This window comes from Pseudoduganella sp. GW821-FHT12E03, from assembly GCF_058807115.1.
Map to the genome: position 1 here is coordinate 479,942 of NZ_JBXAQJ010000001.1, position 20,298 is coordinate 500,239.

Here is a 20,298-nt window from a genome sequence, read left to right on the forward strand (position 1 = left end):
CAATTCTTGGTACTATTTCTACGAAATTTTTTTTGATTAAGCCTCATTATGCTTCGTGTTTTTATATTCTTTGTTCTTTCGTTTTTTAGCACGCTGTCTTTTGGTGTGGAAAATGGCGTGTTGAAGGGCGCGGTAACAAGTTATAACCAAGACATACTGAAGGGCTGGGCGTGCTTCGTTGGTATTAGATGGGATGTCCCCATCTATGTCTATTTTGTGGATGGGCAGGGTGATAGACAAAAACTGATAGCTTTCCAGTATTCCAGCAAAACGGACGAGCCGGGGCAGAGTCATGATCAGGAATGCAATACAGCGACCAATATGCACAGTTGGAGCGCATATATTCAACCAGGTACTTATCCCGGACGAAAGATAGAGGTCACCGCGCAGGATTGGGGAACGAATACAGAAATACCTTTGCCTAGTTCGCAAGTGTTTTATACGGCCGGAGTTACATTTAACGGCGCGAAACTCAAGTCGGCTGTTTTTCCGTCAGTAATGGAGGCCGGGAAAAAATATACTGTTTCATTCACATTCGAGAACACGGGCACGCGCACCTGGAAGGCGCCTGTATTCACGGGTGGACACCACCTTGGGCTGAACGATGCGGAATTTAGTTCGCCATGGGGTGTGGACAGAAAACCTGTCTCAGGAGATGTTTTACCCGGAAAGGAAACTACTTTTTCATTTGAGGTGACAGCGCCAACCAGTGCTGGAGTTTATCCTTTTTCCTGGCGAATGTATGAGGGAAGCAGATCGGCAAAGTTCGGGGAGACTGCTGGTTCATCTAATAGCATCACTGTTTCCAGTGTTGTGGTAGCGTCTGGTAATGTGAAAGGGGCGATTGATCAACCCGCGGATGGCAGAGTCGGTGGTTGGGCTTGCGAAGTTGGTACTCGTCAATCGGCCAAGGTGCATTTATATGCTGGTACCGGCAATGATATTGGCGATAAAATAATTACCAAGGCGGATATTGTTACCCAAGAATCGCACGAATCGGCAGTGGCTACGCAATGTGGAACTTCTGACATAGAGAATCCGAAACCGACGCACCGGTGGAGTGTTGATATCAGTGATCAGGTTGCAAAGTACTCCGGGCGTATTTTGCGCGCCTATGCTGATCGGGGGGATGGAGTTTTACGTGAAATAGAAAATTCGGGCCGTTGGAGCATTGCTCCGCTGAAATCCGCCATCCGGGGTAACGTGGAGGGGATTGCAATATCGGCGCCATATCCTTCCGTCACGGGATGGAGTTGTAATCGCGGTGATTCCAATTCCACCCGGGTGCACGTTTATATTGGGGGCGAAATTGGCGTAGGCGTCGCCGTCCCCGAAGAGGTAACAGAGGATCCCAGCGGTGAGGATTTGGCCTTCGAGTGTGGCTTCGCCAGCGCAAAATACCGTTTCAGTATCGATCTGACAAACTACCAAAAACAGCATGGTGGCCGGAAACTGTACGTGTATGGGGTTTCCGCTGATGGCAAAGTGTCCGGCAAACTGAATAATTCGGGAAATGTGGAACTGCCTGTCGCGCTCAATAAAGCGGAGCGGGTGGCAACTGATTTGCCTTCCAATATGGCCGCTGGTGGGCAATATTCAGCCAAAGTGACGATGAGGAATGTCGGCACAACGACTTGGAAACCCTATGACACAGCAACCAGTACTGGCTTTGCCCTCGGCGCTGTCGGGGACAATGAGGTCTGGCGCTCAGAGCGGCGTGTACTGTTGACCCAAGCCGTTCCGCCGCGCGGAGAATTTACCTTTACATTCAATATCAAGGCTCCGGCCGTTGCCGGCAGTTATCCGTTTGCCTGGCGTATGCTCGAAGAAAACGGGGATTGGTTTGGTGATGCGACACCGGACACGTTGGTTCCGGTCGGTCCGGCGCAAGCCCCGGTGACGATGACGTTCACGGCGTCTAATACCAACCAGAGCGTGGCGCCAGGAACTGCCGCTAATATCCCGATCAATGCTTCAGCTGAGGTAACCACCGGGCAGGTAAGCAAGCTGGCAATCCTCGTCCGATATCCGGACGAAGCAAGCTATCGCGCGACGCCATTAAAGGTTGTGCAGGGCTCGGCGAAACTGCTTGCCCTGAATGAGCTGATTACGCTTTACAGCGGCAGTTATCATATTCTGGCCAGGGCCTACGAGAGCGATACCAAGTGGACTGATTCCGCACCGATTGTCGTGAACGTTTCAGGCAATATCCTGAAGGGCAAGGTTGCCGGCGTTCGGTTGAACGCAGCCGGTGTGCCGGAGTTGACTGGCTGGCTATGTGATGCATCGCTGGTGCAGAATTACCAGCTTTTCGTCAATGCCCCTCCAGCGCTGGGAGGCGAGCAGTTGCCTGTTACCGCCAGTACCGCAATCGTCGCGGCTTCCTCTAATCGCGCAATCCAGGACCAGTGCGGCACTACTGCAAATGTGCAGCAATTTACGTTCGATCTCTCCAGCGCTACCCAGACGCATCCAGGCAGGGCTCTCTACGTGAAGGCATTGGGAGCGGGATCCGTATCGACCATTCTGGCGTGCGATGACCGTACCTGCAATGTGCCGGGGACGCTGCGCATTGGCATTGTTACGCCTGATAACAAGAAGACGTATACGGCGAATCCTGTATTTATTTCTGCCAGGGTCACAGGGCACACGTCGCCTGCTGAAGTGTCGTTCAATATTGAGGGTAACTGGGTATCGGGCGAGCTTGGAAGCGATGGACTGCATATCGTAAACCACTCGGGCCTTGTTCCACGGGCAGAGCCTTATCACGTCTATGCGCGAGTACGCTCGGGCGATTTCACTATTACGAGTGAAGAGCGGGAGTTCTACCTTGGTAGCGGCACGCCTGGGACGCCGACGGTGCCTGGAACTGATCCGGCGGTTTTGGCGGCGACGCTTGATGCGATTTTTGGGTTGTTGCTGGATGATGCCAGCGCTACCGTGCCGCCGGCTGACGGGACAGGGAGTACTGGTGGAACTGGCGCAGGAGGTACGGTTCCGAATACGTTGACTAGCGTCGGCATTGCGCCGCCTCACTTGACTGATCCGGATGCCGGCACGTTGCCGGGTGAACTTGGCGTGTCCGCTTCCGGTGCGGCGAGCTACAGTATTCCAATCGTGGTACCGCCGGGTACGGCGGGCCTGCAGCCGAACCTGTCGCTCAACTACAGCAGTTCGGCGCAGAACAGCATCCTGGGACTGGGCTGGAGCCTGAGTGGTCTGTCGAGCATTCACCGCTGTGGCAAAACCATTGCACAGGACGAGGTTAACGACCGCATCGGGTTTACCAATGGCGATCGCCTGTGTCTGGATGGTCAGCGCTTGGTACTTGTTAATAAAGCGCTGACCGATGAGAATTATTGGTCAGCAGGTGCCGAATTCCGTACCGAAATTGACAGTTTTAGCCGCATTACAGCGGAAGGCCCTATCAATGCGCGCACTTTCAAGGTTGAAAGCAAGGATGGCCGCATCATGCTGTACGGCTACGATTCGGCCAAGGTGATTGCCTATGCCGGCTATGCCGAAGGCAAGAAGTTGGACAAGCTGGTTGCCCGTTCGGCAGCCCAGTCCTGGGCGCTGCATAAAACCAGCGACCGGAGCGGCAATTGGATGCAATACCAGTACAGCCAGAGCGATGGCACGGGCGAGCACTGGCTGCACACGATTCGCTACGGCGGTAACGGCCAGAAGCCGCATGCGGCCGTATATATTGCTTACGCTGACCGCCCTGATAGCTGGACGCGCTATCTGGATGAGACGCGCCGCGACCTGCGCTTACGCGTCAGACAGATAACGACGTACGTTGGCGACAACCTGGAAGGCCAGCTGTTGGACCCCAACATGGTGCGCCAGTATGCATTCACTTATGACTTGAGCCAAAGCAGCGGGCGTAGCCTCCTGACGACCGTGGAAGCCTGTGCGCGCAACACGGGCACGGGGGGGCTGGAATGCCTACCGAAGACAATATTTGAATGGGGGCAGCCGGATGCGACCAAGGCGCCCGGTTTTGTGCCGATCGGCAAGTGGGCTAACGCGCCCAAATTAACGACCAATAGAAAGAGCGGTTCGGACAAATGGTACGCGCTGCGTGCCGATTTTTTCGCGTTTAGCGATTTCGATAACGACGGTATCGGTGACGTGCTGGAAAAGCGCGTCGCTTCGCCTGAACCGCGTACCTTGACCGCAGAATCGTATCCATACGAAATATACGCCAACCCGATTGCACCAGGGACGTTGCGGCCACAGTACGCTTACTACCGCAATACGGGCAAGGCCGCTACCGGCTTTGATACATACACTTATCGCCTGAGCACGGGAGAGGATTTCGCCGTGCTGGATGTGGGGGACTTTAATGGCGATGGCGCCCTGGACGTGCTGGTATGGACGGAAAAGAACAATGTCAAGCGTTCCCGTATCTGCACCTCACCGCTGGCCCAGCCGGGGGCGTTGGGCGCGCCCGGGTCGACGATTATTTTCGATTGCAACAACAGCTATAGTTCGACCGGTGAAAACCACGAGCAGAGGTTGCCGTTTGTCGTCGATGTGATCGGCGATGGCCGTTCGGCCCACTATGGCCCGGTCAACAGCGGACAAGCGCCGTTGTGCATCGGCACGGCAGCCTGTTTTAATGACTTGTCGCCACCGACGCGCGTGCTCAATCATTCCCATGCGGATCCCCGTGAACCTCGGGATCCATTGCGTGACTATACGGCGTTTACCCAGATGGTTGACTTTGCCGGTATTGGCAGGCCATATGACGTACGCTGGACGAACCCGTATTTCGTTTACCGCTCCAGCGACGTTGACGGCACGATACTTGAAGACAAATGGTACAACGCGCAGCCGGTGGTGTCGATTACTGGCTTCCGCAAGCCGGGCACGCCGCTGGCGGAAGTGCGTGACATCGTCTATCCGGAATATTTCCCCTGCACCGGTGAAAACAACAGCTGTTTCCCATACTTCTTCGATCAGCCGTACCAAGGGGGCGCGCTGTCGGCAGACTTCAATGGTTCGGGCTACACCAGCCTGGTGTTTGGCTTCGTCGAAGTGAACCAGGGGCCGGGGCCGAAATACCAGCGCGCCGAATCGACGGTTTGCATCTCGACCGGCCGCGGTTTTGACTGCGGTGTACGCGCCAAGTACAGTGGCCGTCCCGCCAGCAGCGGCGATACCGCGTATTCGGTGATTCACGCAGTGGGCAACTTCGTGGGCGATGGCGCCCCTTCGATCCTGGTGGAGAAGCTGTCATACGCAACGAATAATCCGCAACGCAGCGGCCAGTTGCAGATGTGCCGCCTGAGCGGCGATGCCACCGCGAACGATAAGAGCGATGCCAACATAGTGTGCCGCGACTGGAGCGGCCCAGGATTGCCGTCACCGGGCTCCGGCAACGTCCCCCGCGATGCGGTGTATTTCATGGATTTAATGGGTACTGGCCGGACCCAATTGGTGAAATATCACAGCGGTAAGTATGAGGGCGACACCTGGAACGACACCTATAGTTGGGAAGTGTTCGCGCCGGTGGACCAAGCAAGGGACAAGCAGGCGTTGGACCGTATTCATCAGGTGACCAATGGCGTCGGGCTGGTCTCGACGGTGGAGTATGCAGATGGCGTTGCGTCGGGGATCGTGACCCGTACAGGTGATACCGACCTGACGGCGAGTTATCCGCAGCATTTGTCGCCGCAGACCGGTAAGATCGTTGCACGCCTCAACACTGGTAACGGCGTGGCTGGCACGCGTAGTATCGCTTATCAGTACAGCGATGCGGCGATCGACGTCGCTGGCCGCGGTTCCCTGGGCTTCGGTACGGTGATTGCCAAGGATGAGCAGAGCGGCCTGACAACGACTGTCAAGTACAGCCACCAATGGCCTCATACGGGCATGGTGCGCTCGACGCAAGTCAGCAACAGCAGTGGCCATGTGTTGTCGATGGCAACAAATGCACCGACGTACAAGCCGATCAGCCATGCCGCCAACGGAGCGGTGACGTTTTTCCCGTATGTCGGGACAGCCCTGCAGACGCGCAGCGACGGACCGTCGTATCCGATCGGTACCTACACAACGGTCAATACTTATGGTGACAACTACGGCAATTTAACCCAACAGGATGTCACCAGCGCTGGCGATGGCGAAGTATGGCGCGGTAGTGTCATTAACCGCTATTACAACGATGAAGCGAAGTGGATTATCGGGCGCGTGACGCTGGTCGATACCAGCAGGACTGCCTTTGGCAGTACAGAGCAGACGCGCCGCATCGAGTATGACTATGACCGCGATAACGGTTTGCTGCGGGAAGAAGTTGTGGAGCAGGGTAAAGCAGAATATGAAGTGCGTACGACCTATGGACGCACCGGCAATGCATTCGGCTTGGTCAGCACGAAGACTCAGACCTGGAAAAACCCGCAGGGCAATGTGCGCATGCGAACGGCGACCACGAAATATGACACCAAGGGCCGCTATCCTTCCGAAGCCACGAACGCGAAGTTGCATAAGGAGACTTATGCGCATGATCCGGCCACCGGGGCGCGAATTAGCTTGCTGGACGCTAACAATTTGGCGGCAAGCTGGGAAGTGGACGGCTTTGGCCGCATCCGCAAGGAAAAACGCTCCGATGGCAATGAAATGCGTGTGTACCTCAAACAGTGCTACAGCTATTGTCCGGAACGCACCGATGCCGCAACTGTGCAGATCGTTGAGCAGTTCCGTGGCGCTACGCGCATTGCGGTGCCGCAGTTGACCTATGCCGATAGTGCAGGGCATATGTTGCGAACCTCGTCCATCGCATTCAATGGCCAAGGTACTTATGTGGACCAGGGTTATGACCATATGGGGCGTCCAAGCTGGATCAGTCATCCAGAGTACTACGGTAAGGATGCCAAGCGTGCAAGTGGCCGGGAGTACGACGAACAGGGCCGCGAAAAGCTGAACTACGTCTATGACGAGGCAGGGACACCGTCGGAAATGAAAACCGCGTATCAGGGCCTGAAACGTATCCTGACCAATGCACGTGGCCATTCGCGCACGGAAATGCGAAACGTGATGGGGCAGATCAAGGAAATACATGATGCTAAAGGCGGCGTAACGAAATTCGAGTATGACGGGTTCGGGAACCTGATCAAGACAACCGACCCGAGTGGTAATGAGATTTTCGTGAAATACGATCTGCTGGGACGGAAGATCGAACTGAATGATCCGAATCTGGGTATCGTAAAGTATGGTGTCGATGCGCTTGGTCGTACTTGGAAGCAAACGACTCCCAAGCAACGTGCAGCCGGTACTGAAGTCACAATGGAGTTCGACGAACTTGACCGGATGACGGCGCGTTACGAACCGGACCTGAAGAGTTACTGGGAATACGATACGGCAATCAAAGGCCAACTGACGGAAGCCTATACCGGTACATCGTCCGTCAAGGATTACCGCCGCGTACATGCCTATGACAGCGTTGGCCGTCCAAAGATGATCAGTCAGTCGCTGCGTGATGGCGTCTATACGAGCACGACCAATTACGACGACTGGGGCAGGGTCATCACGCAGACGTACCAGCGTGGTACCGATCCGGCCAAACGTTTCGATATGCGCTACAACGGCTATGGCTACCTGGCGACCGTTGAGCGCGGCAGCCTGAAACTGTGGGAGGTTCAGGAGCAGGATGCTGCCAATCGTTTGCGGAAGGCCGTGCTGGGTAATGGTTTGGTACAAACGCGCGAGTATAACGTGTACTCCGGCCGCTTTTTCGACGGCAAAGTGTTGGCGTCAAATGGGGAAGGGCGCTTGGAAGAGGGGTATACCTTTGATGCGGTGGGCAGTGTTCGTCAACGCACGCAGAGTTGGAATGGCAGCAGTTTTACTGAACACTTCGAATACGATGAGGTGGGCCGGCTGTCTTATGCGAAGCTGACGGAGATGGGCCAGGAGCGGCGTTTTGAATACCATAAAGACGGCCGCCGGGTCAGCATGCCAGGAGTTGGCACGGGACAATTCAATTATCTGCCGAGCGGAGCTGGCGCGGTACGACCTCATGCGGTGCAGAGCATTGAGGGTTTTGGTGCATTTGAATATGACGACAACGGCAACCTGACGAAAGCTCCATTGGGCCGCGAGGTGACCTGGAAGAGCTTCGATATGCCGCTGCGAATGTCGAAAGGCAGCACCTGGAGCGAGTTCACTTATGGGCCGGAGCATCAGCGTACCAACCAGGAGCGCAATGATGGCCGCATAATTTATGCCGGTGCACAGGAGGTCGAGTATAAAAACGGTGAAAAGATCGTCAGGACGTACTGGCCAATGGGGCTGGGCCTGGAGGTGGATAAGCCAGGGAAGGCGACGGAATTGCGCTGGCGTCATGTCGATCGCCTGGGTAGTCCGGTGGCAATTACCGATGAAGCGGGCGTGTTGTGCGACAAACTGGCCTATGATCCGTGGGGTAAGCGACGCGATGCAGTGACCCATACTACGCCGGACTGCCTGGACGGCAAGACGGACGATAATAAGGGATTCACTGGCCATGAAATGCTGGACCAGTTGGATCTGGTGCACATGAATGGGCGGGTGTACGATCCGTTGATCGGCTTATTCATGTCCGTTGATCCGTTGGTTGACGACATGAGCAGTGGTTTGAACCACAATCGTTACAACTATGTGCTGAATAATCCGACCAATCTGACCGACCCGACTGGGTTGGCTAGCGACGCGAATTGTAGTTCTCGCATTAGTTTTGCTCAATGTACTATGGTCGAGCGCGCAGGCAACGCCATTGTCAAGGCGGCGGCTGAAATTCTTGGCTTGGATGAAAAACAAACTGCGGAACTAAAGTCGGCATTTTGGAATCCTGAGGGCAAGATAAGTGTAACTGACGTGGCAAAGAAGTATGCTAAGAATGATTCGCCACACGGAGGGGCTGCGGCAAACAGTGGAACGGCAGCTTGCGGCCAATGTAATCGCTATCACGGCGGCGGATTGGGGCAAGAGGGACAATCTACCTTGCTTGATTTGCTTCCTGGCGTTGGCTCGGTTAAATCTGCTGGCCAGCTCGTTACTGGTAAAGATCTAGTTACTGGAGAGGAAACAAATCGAGCGGTTGAGGGCGGCGGGATTTTGCTCGGCATGCTTCCTGGTGGGAAATTATTGACGAAACTTGGGAAAGTTGGCGATGCAGCCGTCGAAGGCGAAAAGCTACTTTTCCGGCGCGGCGCAAATGACTCTAAGAAATTGCTGGAGACTCAGGCACAGGCCGCAGAGAACGTGCTCTCAAAACATGGCGTTTCGGTGAGCACAAGTGCTGCGGCAAAAGAAGGGCAAGTGGTGCGAAGCGCCACGCAGAGTTCTGTCGAGGCAGCAGGTTTTAAAGTGACGCAGACGGGCAAAGACATGAATCATCATACTGTCGAGATTCCAAAGCCAGTTACCTCAGAAATTGCAAGGATTTGGAATGAACTCTTCAAATAGACTACTTCATGATTTTTCTTCGACTTCGGGAATGCGAGGCGACCCTGGATTTGTGTTGATCGTGGCGTTTGATTATTACGATGGCCCGCAAAAGGGGTTCGCATTGTTTCCATCTGGTGTTGGCGTGCGATTCTCATCGCTGGGTGATTCAAGGTCTCGGCTCTTCCGCGCGTTCGAGTTAGTTCCGATTGAGGGCGACTGGTGGCCAAGGGTCCGGGCTTTGCAAGAGGCCATAACCTTTGAACCATCTAATAGTCGGGTAGTCGTTCCTGCGGAGAGTGGCGAAACGCTGACTCTGTTGGAACGAGATGTTTTTAATGCCGCCATGACTGGCTGCTACGTAAGCGTTGGGTCACCAAGTCTCGATTGGCTTGGCGTGTCCCCTGTCACAAGCGAGCAATTGGAGACTTTGCGGCAATTGGGTAATTCGTCGAGCGGCTTTCATTCAACTCATCAAATCATCAAGAAGAAATTGGGGAAGTAGCCGATTGCAAAATCTTTTGCAATCGGCCGCGACATCCAAAAAATAGTTCACGAGATGCAAAGCAATTTGCACTCTTCTACGAACCCGTTTAGTGCCAACCACACTGCTCGCGTTCTGAACATTGCCAGATCAGGCCAGTGTTCAGGGCGCGAGACAACGGGAACGATGAAGGACGAGACCAAACAGACTCCAAGCCTGATCGCTTCTGTTTGGTTTTTTTGTGTTTGAAAAATCTCCGTCTTGCCAGTAAATCCTGAATCGACAGGTAGGTGCCCCGTGTGTGAACAACATGCACCCAGCGGGGATGGGAGTCATCGTGCGCGCGCACGGGGGTGTGCATGGCTGGCTGTCCGACGAACGACGTAAGCGTCCATTTAGGACCGTATTGTGCGCGATGGCAGTTTAGTTGATGGCTGGCCGCAGGCCAGCATGCATTATTTGCCAAGCGCGAGGTGCTGTGCGCAGTTCCAGGGAAGGAAGTCGTCGACGCGATTGACCGGATGGTCAGCGATGTGTGCCAGCACATGGCGCAGCCAAGCCTCGGGATCAATGCCATTGAGCTTGGCAGTACCGATCAGGGAGTAAATGGAGGCGGCCCGTTCGCCGCCGCTGTCAGCGCCGGCAAACAGGTAATTCCGGCGGCCGAGCGCAATGCCGCGCAGCGCCCGTTCTGCTGCCGAGTTATCGATTTCGATCCGCCCGTCGTCGCAGTAACGCGTCAGCGCCGGCCATAGCTTCAAGGCATACATGATGGCGGCAGCGGTATCGGATTTCCGCGATAGTGTTTCGAGCGTGGCGCGGAGCCATTGCTCTAGTTGATTGAGTAGTGGCCGTGCTCTCGTCCGTCGCACCAGACATCGCTGTTCCGGTGGTTTGCCGCGCACTTCGGCCTCGATCCCGTACAGGGCGCCGATCCGTGTCAGCGCTTCGGTGGTGATAGCCGATGGCCGCGCGGCATGCAAATCATGGAATTTGCGACGGGCATGCGCCCAGCAAGCTGCTTCCTGCACTTGGTTGGTTTCAAAGATGGCGTTGAAGCCTGCATACGCATCGGCTTGCAGCACGCCCTTAAATTGAGCGAGATGGGTTTGCGGATGGATACCTTTGCGGTCCGGCGAGTAGGCAAACCACACAGCCGGCGGCACATCCGAGGCACTGTCGCGGTCATCACGCACATAAGTCCAAAGCCGTGCCGTGCGGGTGCTGCCATTACCCGGCGCCAGCACCGGGATTGGCGTGTCGTCGGCATGCAGCTTGGTGGCGGCAAACACGTGGCGCTGCACAGCATCGACCAGCGGACGCAACAAGGTGTGGCAGGCGCCGACCCAGTTGGCCAGCAGCGAACGGTCCAGTTCCACGCCTTCCCGGGCATAAATCACGCTCTGGCGGTACAAGGGCAGATGGTCGGCGTACTTGGCCGCCAATACATGCGCCAGCAGGCCTGGGCCTGCGATGCCGCGTTCCACCGGGCGGCTGGGTGCTGGCGCCTGGACGATGGCGTCGCAGCAGGCACATGCCAGCTTGGGGCGCACATGGCGGATGACGCGGAAGCTGGCGGGCACATATTCCAGCTGCTCCGCCACATCCTCGCCCAGGTGGCGCAGTGCACCGCCACAATCCGGGCAGGCCTGGTGTTCTGGCTGGTACACGCGCTCATCGCGGGGCAAGTGTGGCGGCAAAGGCTTACGTTTTTTGGATGGTGCACGCGGTTCTTGTGCCGGTTCAGCCTGCTGTGCGGCACCGGTTTCCGCTTCCAGGTCTTCCAGCTTCAGTTCCAGTTGCTCAATCTGCCGTTCAACCTTTTCGGAGCTGCGGCCAAACTGCATCCGCTGCAGCTTGGCGATCAGCAGTTTCAGATGCTCAATTTCAGCAGCGCGGGTATCGAGTTGCGCCTTCAGGCGCAGCACCTGCTCGTCACGCGCCAACAGCATGGCCTTCAGGGCAGCGATGTCGTCGGGGAGGTCGGTGGCGGTGAGCATGCACCGAGTTTACGGAACTCTCGGCACGTTTACAAGGCCGATTGTGGCCGCCAGGTGCGTTCCGGCCGGCGCCAGTCGATGCCCTCCAACAGCATCGATAACTGCGCCTGCGTCAGCATCACCGTCCCACTGATGGCTTGCGGCCAGACAAAGCGACCTTTTTCAAGTCGCTTGGCCAGCAGGCACAAGCCATCACCGGTCCACCACAGCAATTTGATCATGTCGCCACGTCTGCCTCGGAAGACGAAGACATGGCCGCTGAATGGATCTTCGGCCAGCGCGGTCTCCACTTTCGCCGCCAGTCCGTTCATGCCGGCACGCATATCGGTGACGCCGGCGGCGAGCCAGATCCGAGTGCCGGCGGGAAGGCCAATCATGCGCGCAGGCTTTGAAGTACAAGTCGCAGCAACGCAGCATCCGTGCCGGCGCCCACACGCACGGTGGCGTCGGCAATGGTGATCTCGATCGTAGCCGCGCGTGAGATGCTGTTTGACCTCTTTGCCGGCGCCGCCGCTTGCACCACAACCGGAAGCAGCGCTGTATTTTCCGTTGCAGATCCGGTCAGCAAACCCGCACGCAGATCGCGACGCCATTTGAACAGCATGTTGGTGTTGATGCCGTGGTCGTAAGCCAGCTTCGACACCGATACGCCAGGAGCGCAGGCCGCCACTGCAAGCTGATGCTTAAACTCACGCGAATAATTTGGACGCCCTTTACGATTGCCCGACTCCACTTCGGTGTCCACTGTAGTTCCCGCTAGAAAAATAACGGGAACTACTTTGGCAGAGGCTACTGGTTACGTACAGACGGTACTGGGTCGACGCTTACCGAACGACACGGAAAACACCAGTAAAGTATCGGCGGGTGCGGCAAGGCAGGACTCGGACGCTTACCCTGCTCGTTCAGTCGGCGCGTTTCCACGTAGCAGAACGCGGCCACGTCGGCATCGAGCAAGACCTTGTGGCCGCGCAGCAGGACGATGCGCTGGGTGATCGCACCAAGTTGCCACACAGGCGCAGGTTTCCCTGCACGGCATGCGGCGCGATGTGCAGGGTTTGCTCGTCGAAGAGATCGGCGCCCAGCCCGATGGCGCTCAGTTCGGTGCCGATGAAGGACTGGATCAACGGGCGCTCGACATCGTTGTCCGGCGCGCACAGTTGCAGTGATTCGGCCAATTGTCGCAGTAGGTGGCGGTAGGTGCGCATGCTATGGGGGGGCGGAAGCGGCCACTGTGGCGCATAGCGGCGGCAGCCTGCCGTGTTTGAGGTCACAGATTGTGACCTCAAAGCCCAACATGGGCCCTATGTTGGTGCCAAGTGGCGAGTCCAGCACGTTGGCGATCTTGATCGCGCCATGTATGGTGAAGCCATATGGCCGCAACATCGGGAATTTCAGCTCGGTGAAGCAGTTGCAATTTACGACCACCTTTGGTCTTTTCGCCGGCCGTAATTCGGATACCAAATGGGACGGGAAGCGTTCCTAAAAGCGCCTGACTTGTTCGTTGAGCTGCCCGGCCGGAACGCTCATACAGTTTTAAGGTCGCAAATGGCGACCTTAAAACCGCGCTTTCCTCCCTGGTGAGCGGAAACATGAAATCCGCGGGCGGCGTCCCAACAAAAAAACGGCGGCCAGGTATCAAACCCGCCGCCGTTTAGTTCGACATGCAAAGCGCAGTGATTACTTCACGCCATGCATCAACTTGTTGATCAACGGTGCGATCAGGAACAGCAAACCGCCGCCGATCATCAGGATCCAGAAGCCCGAGGTGTAGGCGTTCAACGCGGTGGCCACCGACATGCCGCTTTCGCCCGAAGCGTGCGAGGCGAAGATGCCGGACAGGTTGTTGCCGATACCGGTCGACAGGAACCAGCCGCCCATGCCCAGGCCGACCAGGCGGGTTGGGGCCAGTTTGGTCACCATCGACAGGCCGATCGGCGACAGGCACAGTTCACCGACCGACTGGATCACGTACACCATGAACAGGGTCCAGAACGGGATCTTGGCGTCGTCGCCGACCAGCGCGGTCAGGGCGAACCACAGCAGCGCGAACGCGGCGCCGTTGAACAGGATGCCCAGGCCGAATTTACGGGGGATCGACGGGTTGGCGTTGCGCTTGCCCAGCGCCACCCAGATCATCGCGATGATCGGTGCGCAGGCGATAATGGCCAGCGAGTTCACGGTCTGGAACCACGCGGTCGGGAAGGTCCAGCCGTCGAAGTCGCGGCGTACGATGTTTTCAGCCAGGAAGGTGAACGACGAACCGGCCTGTTCGAAGAACATCCAGAACATGATGTTGAAGGTGAAGATCACCATCATGGCGATGACCTTGTCACGCGCCACATTACCGTTGCGGAAGCCTTCCAGCAGCAGCATGCCGGCCAGGATGATGAACAGCACGGTCAGCACCACTTGCAGCTTCTGGCCGCCCAGCGCCAGCAGGAAGTACACCACCGGGATCACCGCGAAGCAGCCCAGCACCACGTACACCACGCGCGCCATGCTGGTCGCTTGCGGGTCGGGGGCGCCAACGCCTTTCAGGCCGCCACGGCCAATCTGGAACCAGATCAGGCTGATGATCATGCCGACGCCGGCCGCCAGGAACACCACCTTGTACGAAGGCATGCCGTCCACGCCGAACACTTTTTCCGCCAGTATCTGGGTCAGCACCGGGGCGATCAGCGCGCCGGTGTTAATGCCCATATAGAAGATGGTGAAGCCGGAATCGCGGCGCGCATCGGACACGCTGTACAGCTTGCCGACCATGGTCGAGATATTGGGTTTGAACAGGCCGTTACCCGCGATGATGGTTGCAAGGCCGACTTTGAAGATGGTGGGATCGGGAATCGCGATCATGAACAGGCCCGCGGCCATGAACACGGCGCCGACCAGGATCGAACGCTGGTAGCCGATCACGCGGTCCGCCACGTAGCCGCCGAACAGCGCAGCCGCATAGACCAGTGCGAGGTAGGAACCATAGGTCAGGTTGGCGTCCGCCTGGCCGGCAGCGCTACCGCCATGGAATTGGGCGACGATATACAGCACCAGCGCCCAGCGAATGCCGTAGAACGCGAAGCGTTCCCAGAATTCGGTCATGAAAAGCATCCACAGTGGGGCAGGGTGGCCCAACACCTGTTTATACTCGGGCGGCTGGATCTCCGCCGCCTTCTGCATCGTTGCACCGCTCATATGGTGCCTCTCCTAATTTTGGTTTTGATAAAAAAATATGGGACCAGAGCCAGGAAAAAACGCGCTTGTAACACGCCTTCCAGAGACCCGTATCCCACAAGGTGCGCCATTGTAATCTACCTTACGCGCATGTCCAGAAATTCGCTCGCTGCGCTGCAACATTGTGAACTTGATTGCAACAGCGTAGTGAGGCGCGATAGGCGTACGCTATCAATCGGAGGCCCCAAAATTGCTTACTTGGCGTATATTGGTGTCGCAGGGACAATAGTTGCAAAAGCGAATTTGAATAAGGATCTTCGTATCATGGAACATGACGTTGTCGATACCCTGATTTCCCCTGAAGGCATGCTGGAAGTGCTGACCAAGGCGGAAGTCGCCAAGTTGCTCGATTCCGGCAAGGGCGGGCTTTACAACATCTTCCGCAACTGCGCCCTCGCGGTGCTGAACTGCGGCAGCACTATCGACGATGGAAAGGAGTTGTTGGACCGCTATAAATCGTTCGACATCGACATCAAGCAGCGCGAACGCGGCATCAAGCTGGAAATCCGCGGCGCCCCGTCGATCGCCTTTGTCGACGGCAAGATGATCAAGGGGATTCACGAACATTTGTTTTCCGTCCTGCGCGACATTGTGTTCGTCTCCAATGAAGTCACGGACAACCCGAAATTCGACCTGACGCGCACTGACGGCATCACCGACGCGGTGTTCCACATCTTGCGCAACGCCGGCATCTTCAAGCCGCAATTGAATCCGAACCTGGTGGTGTGCTGGGGCGGCCACTCGATCAACCGCACCGAATATAACTATTCGAAGGAAGTGGGCTACCAGCTGGGCCTGCGCGCGCTGGACATCTGCACCGGTTGCGGCCCGGGCGCGATGAAGGGCCCGATGAAGGGCGCCACCATCGGCCACGCCAAGCAGCGCACCCATCAGGGCCGCTACCTTGGCATTTCCGAGCCGGGCATTATTGCCGCCGAATCGCCGAACCCGATCGTCAACAGCCTGGTGATCATGCCGGACATTGAAAAACGCCTGGAAGCGTTTGTCCGCACCGGCCACGGCATCATCGTGTTCCCCGGCGGCGCCGGCACGGCCGAGGAAATCCTGTATATCCTCGGCATCCTGCTGCATCCGGATAATGCCGGCACGCCGTTCCCGCTGATCTTCACGGGACCGGAATCATCGCGCGACTACTTTGCGCAGATCAACCGCTTTATCGGCACCACGCTGGGCGAAGAAGCGCAGCAGCGCTACAAGATCATCGTCGACGATCCGGAACTGGTGGCGCGCGAGATGCAGGCGGGGATCAAGGAAGTGCGGGAATTCCGCAAGGCGCGCAGCGATGCGTATTACTTCAACTGGGCGTTGCGCATCGACCAGGAATTCCAGCGCCCGTTCGCGCCGACGCATGAAAACATGCGCAACCTGAACTTGCACAAGAACCAGCCGGTGCACATGCTGGCGGCCAATTTGCGGCGTGCGTTTTCCGGTGTGGTGGCGGGCAATGTGAAGGAAGACGGCATCCGCGCGATCGAGCAGTATGGCCACTTCGAACTGCATGGCGAAACCGAGATCATGGGGCCGATGGATGCGCTGCTGGCGTCGTTTGTGGCGCAGAGCAGGATGAAGCTGGCGGGCAAGGCGTACACGCCTTGTTACAAGGTGATCCAGTAGGGCTAGTGGCCTGCTTGGCGGCTTTGTGAAAGCCGCCCTACGGGATTGGCGACCGCGCCGGTTCAGATAGAAAACGCCGCCGGGTTTGGTTTAACCGGCGGCGTTTTCTTTATACCGTTACATCAATCTTCCTTGCGCAGGTGCGGGAACAGCAGCACGTCGCGGATGTTCGGCGAGTCCGTGATGATCATCATCAGGCGGTCGATGCCGATGCCGCAGCCGCCGGCCGGCGGCATGCCGTATTCCAGTGCGCGGATGTAGTCGGCGTCGTAGTACATCGCTTCCTCATCGCCGGCATCCTTGGCTTCGACTTGTGCCAGGAAGCGGGCCGCCTGGTCTTCCGCATCGTTCAGCTCCGAGAAGCCGTTGGCGATTTCGCGGCCGACCATGAACAGTTCGAAACGCTCGGTGATGCCGGCACGGGTGTCCGATGCGCGGGCCAGCGGCGACACTTCGACCGGATAGTCGATGATGTAGGTTGGCTCCCAGAGTTGCGCTTCGGCGGTTTCTTCGAACAGCGCCAGTTGCAGCGCGCCCAGGCCCGAGTGCGCGTGCGGCTTGACGCCGAACTTCAGCAATTCAGCTTTGATGAATTCCGCATCGTTCAGCTGCGCGTCGGTGTAGCCCGGCGCGTACTTGTTGATGGCTTGCACGATGGTCAGGCGGTGGAATGGTTTTGCCAGGTCCAGTTCGCGGCCGCCGTAGGTCAGGGTCGCGGTGCCGTGCGCATCGACGGCGGCCTGGCGGATCACGGCTTCCGTGAAGTCCATCAGCCACTGGTAGTCGGTGTAGGCCGCATAGAATTCCATCATCGTGAATTCCGGATTGTGGCGGATCGACACGCCTTCGTTACGGAAGTTACGGTTGATTTCAAACACGCGGTCAAAGCCGCCCACCACCAGGCGCTTCAGGTACAGTTCCGGCGCGATGCGCAGGAACATTTGCATGTCGAGCGCATTGTGGTGGGTGATGAACGGTTTCGCGGCGGCGCCGCCCGGAATCGGGTGCAGCATCGGCGTTTCCACTTCCATGAAGTCGTTCTTTTCCATGAAGCGGCGGATCGACGACATCGCGGCGGTGCGGGCTTTAAAGGTGCGGCGGGTTTCTTCGCTGGTGATCAGGTCGACGTAGCGCTGGCGGTACTTGGTTTCCTGGTCGGCCAGGCCGTGGAACTTGTCCGGCAGCGGGCGCAGCGACTTGGTCAGCAGGCGCAGTTCCGTGACCTTGATGGTCAGTTCATCGGTCTTGGTCTTGAACAGCGTGCCTTTCACGCCCAGGATATCGCCCAGGTCATAGGTGCGCAGGGATGCCATGGCTTCTTCGCCGGTGGTGTCCAGGGTCGCGTAGATCTGGATGCGGCCGTCGCAGCGCGGGCCGGAAGCGTCTTGCAGGGTGGCGAACGCGGCTTTCTTGCCGGCTTCGCGCTTGAGCATCATGCGGCCGGCCAGCACCACTTCCACCGGCGCCGCTTCCAGCTCTTCGCGGGTCTTGTCGCCGTATTGCGCGGCCAGGCCGGCGGCCTTGTGTTCAGGCTTGAAATCGTTCGGGAAAGCCACGCCTTTTTCGCGGATGGCGGCCAGCTTGGCGCGGCGCTCGGCGATGATCTTGTTTTCTTCCTGTGGGACAGGGGCGTTGTCTGCAGTGCTCTCTTGTGTGGCCAGGTTTTCCGTAGTCATATGGGGTCCAAATAGTTTTTTTAATTCGTTTGCGCTTCCGCCGCGAACAGCGCGGCGATATCGAGTTCGCTGAAATCGCGGGCGACGGCAATCACGTTGTCGAATTCGGCAAACGCGCTGGCCGGCAGGGTGGTGGTCAGCACCACCGCGCGCATGCCGGCGCGGCGCGCCGCTTCCACGCCCAGCGGCGCATCTTCGAACACGATCGCGTTGGACGGCGCCACGCCGCAGCGCTCGGCCGCCAGCAGGAACACATCCGGATTCGGTTTGCCGCGCGCCACGTCGGCCGCGCCGACCACGGCATTGAAATGCTTGCGCAAATCCAGGCCGTCCAGGGTGAACGCGATGTTGTCGTTTGGCGCGGCGGTCGCCACGGCCAGCGCCACGTCCTGCCGCCGCGCCGCGGCCGTCAGTTCCATGAAACCTTCGACGGTTTTCAGGTGCGGCGCGTACAGTTCACGGTACAGCGCCTCCTTTTCATCGTCGAGTTCACGCGACTCTTCCTTGGTGTACGGCTTGCCGAAATACGTGCTCATGATTTCATGGCTTTGGCGGCCGGCCGTGTCGCGGAAGAAGGCATCGGCATCCAGGATCATGTCGCGGCGGGCGAAGAATTCCAGCCACGACTTCATGTGGAAGCCCATGTTGTCGACGATGGTGCCGTCCATGTCGAAGATGAAGGCGCGGCGCGCCGGGTCCATCGTCATCGTCATCGCTTAGACGCCCTGTTTCAGCGAAGCCGAAATGAAGTCGTCCAGGTCGCCGTCCAGCACGTTTTTCGTGTTGCCCGTCTCGAAACCGGTACGCAAGTCCTTGATGCGGGACTGGTCCAGCACGTACGAGCGGATCTGGTGACCCCAGCCCACGTCGGTCTTCGAATCTTCCAGCTTTTGCTGTTCGCTCATGCGCTTGCGCAGTTCCAGTTCGAACAGTTTCGCCTTCAGCATTTCCATCGCCTCGGCCTTGTTGCGGTGCTGCGAGCGGTCGTTCTGGCACTGCACGACAATCCCGGACGGGCCGTGCGTCAGGCGCACCGCGGAGTCGGTTTTGTTGATGTGCTGTCCACCGGCGCCCGATGCGCGGTAGGTATCGATGCGCAGGTCGGCCGGGTTGATTTCAATATCGATCGAATCATCGACTTCCGGGTACACGAACAGCGACGTGAACGACGTGTGGCGGCCGTTGGCCGAATCGAACGGCGATTTGCGGACCAGGCGGTGCACGCCGGTCTCGGTGCGCAGGAAGCCGTACGCGTGGTCGCCTTCGACCTTGATGGTGGCGGTCTTGATGCCGGCCACCTCGCCGTCGGACTGTTCCATGACTTCGACCTTGAAGCCTTTGCGCTCGCAATAGCGCAGGTACTGGCGCAGCAGCATCGAGGCCCAGTCCTGGGCTTCGGTGCCGCCGGCGCCGGCCTGGATGTCGATGAAGCAGTTGTTCGGGTCCATCGGATTGTTGAACATCCGGCGGAATTCCATGCCTTCGATGACTTTCTTGGTCTCTTCCGCGTCCAGCGCGATGGCTTCGAGCGTATCGTCGTCGCCTTCCTCCTTGCCCATGGCGAACAGGTCGCCCATGTCGCGCAAGTCCTGGTCGGCTTTTTCCAGGGTCAGGACGATCGCTTCCAGCGCTTTCTTTTCGCGGCCCAGGTCCTGGGCGCGTTTGGGGTCATTCCAGACGTTGGGGTCTTCCAGTTCCCCGTTTACCTGCTCGAGTTTCTCCGACTTGACAGTGAAGTCAAAGATACCTCCGAAGTTCGGCTTCGCGGGTCGTCAGATCGGCGAGCAGGGCGGAGAGGGCATTGATGCGTTCGGCTTCCATCTTATGGTCTTCTTCGTAGTGAAATCAA

Annotated in this window: 10 protein-coding genes; 2 read left to right on the forward strand and 8 right to left on the reverse strand. The window is 57.7% G+C overall.

Annotated elements, in window-relative coordinates; all coding sequences use genetic code 11:
- The first annotated feature begins 48 nt into the window (after positions 1-48).
- Positions 49-9,450, forward strand: coding sequence for an NBR1-Ig-like domain-containing protein (locus AC1RRC_RS01865; protein ID WP_493053544.1), 9,402 nt, complete (start codon positions 49-51; stop codon positions 9,448-9,450).
- A 918-nt stretch (positions 9,451-10,368) separates the two neighbouring features.
- Here the strand turns inward: AC1RRC_RS01865 and tnpC are convergent.
- The 5 genes from tnpC to AC1RRC_RS01890 all read right to left on the reverse strand — a co-directional run bounded on the left by tnpC (position 10,369) and on the right by AC1RRC_RS01890 (position 15,099).
- Entirely contained in the window at positions 10,369-11,913 is a 1,545-nt protein-coding gene (gene tnpC, locus AC1RRC_RS01870) for an IS66 family transposase (protein WP_493053545.1), read from the reverse strand.
- A 29-nt stretch (positions 11,914-11,942) separates the two neighbouring features.
- Complete coding sequence (gene tnpB / locus AC1RRC_RS01875; protein ID WP_493053546.1) at positions 11,943-12,290, reverse strand: IS66 family insertion sequence element accessory protein TnpB; 348 nt, start codon at positions 12,288-12,290, stop codon at positions 11,943-11,945.
- Positions 12,287-12,658, reverse strand: a complete 372-nt coding sequence (gene tnpA, locus AC1RRC_RS01880; protein WP_493053547.1) for an IS66-like element accessory protein TnpA — start codon at positions 12,656-12,658, stop codon at positions 12,287-12,289. Before tnpA ends, tnpB begins: the two co-directional genes overlap by 4 nt.
- Before the next feature lie 157 nt (positions 12,659-12,815).
- Positions 12,816-13,118, reverse strand: coding sequence for a hypothetical protein (locus AC1RRC_RS01885; RefSeq protein ID WP_493053548.1), 303 nt, complete (start codon positions 13,116-13,118; stop codon positions 12,816-12,818).
- Between the two features lie 472 nt (positions 13,119-13,590).
- On the reverse strand, positions 13,591-15,099 hold the full coding sequence (locus AC1RRC_RS01890) for a peptide MFS transporter (RefSeq protein ID WP_493053549.1): 1,509 nt from the start codon (positions 15,097-15,099) through the stop codon (positions 13,591-13,593).
- Between the two features lie 303 nt (positions 15,100-15,402).
- Here AC1RRC_RS01890 and ppnN point away from each other — a divergent pair, with 303 nt between their 5' ends.
- The gene (ppnN, locus tag AC1RRC_RS01895) at positions 15,403-16,773 is read left to right on the forward strand and encodes a nucleotide 5'-monophosphate nucleosidase PpnN (protein WP_493053550.1); all 1,371 of its coding nucleotides are present in this window, start codon (positions 15,403-15,405) and stop codon (positions 16,771-16,773) included.
- A 122-nt stretch (positions 16,774-16,895) separates the two neighbouring features.
- Here ppnN and lysS read toward each other — a convergent pair whose 3' ends face one another.
- The 3 genes from lysS to prfB form a co-directional block, all read right to left on the reverse strand.
- Entirely contained in the window at positions 16,896-18,449 is a 1,554-nt protein-coding gene (gene lysS / locus AC1RRC_RS01900) for a lysine--tRNA ligase (protein ID WP_493053551.1), read from the reverse strand.
- Positions 18,450-18,469: 20 nt separating this feature from the next.
- A complete protein-coding gene (locus AC1RRC_RS01905; protein WP_493053939.1) occupies positions 18,470-19,150 on the reverse strand; it encodes an HAD family hydrolase in 681 nt (226 codons plus the stop codon).
- Positions 19,151-19,165: 15 nt separating this feature from the next.
- Positions 19,166-20,270 (reverse strand): peptide chain release factor 2 gene (gene prfB, locus AC1RRC_RS01910; protein WP_493053552.1). Its coding sequence is split into 2 segments (ribosomal slippage): positions 19,166-20,188 and positions 20,190-20,270, totalling 1,104 coding nucleotides; the frame shifts between segments, so codons are not numbered across the junction.
- Positions 20,271-20,298: the final 28 nt, after the last annotated feature.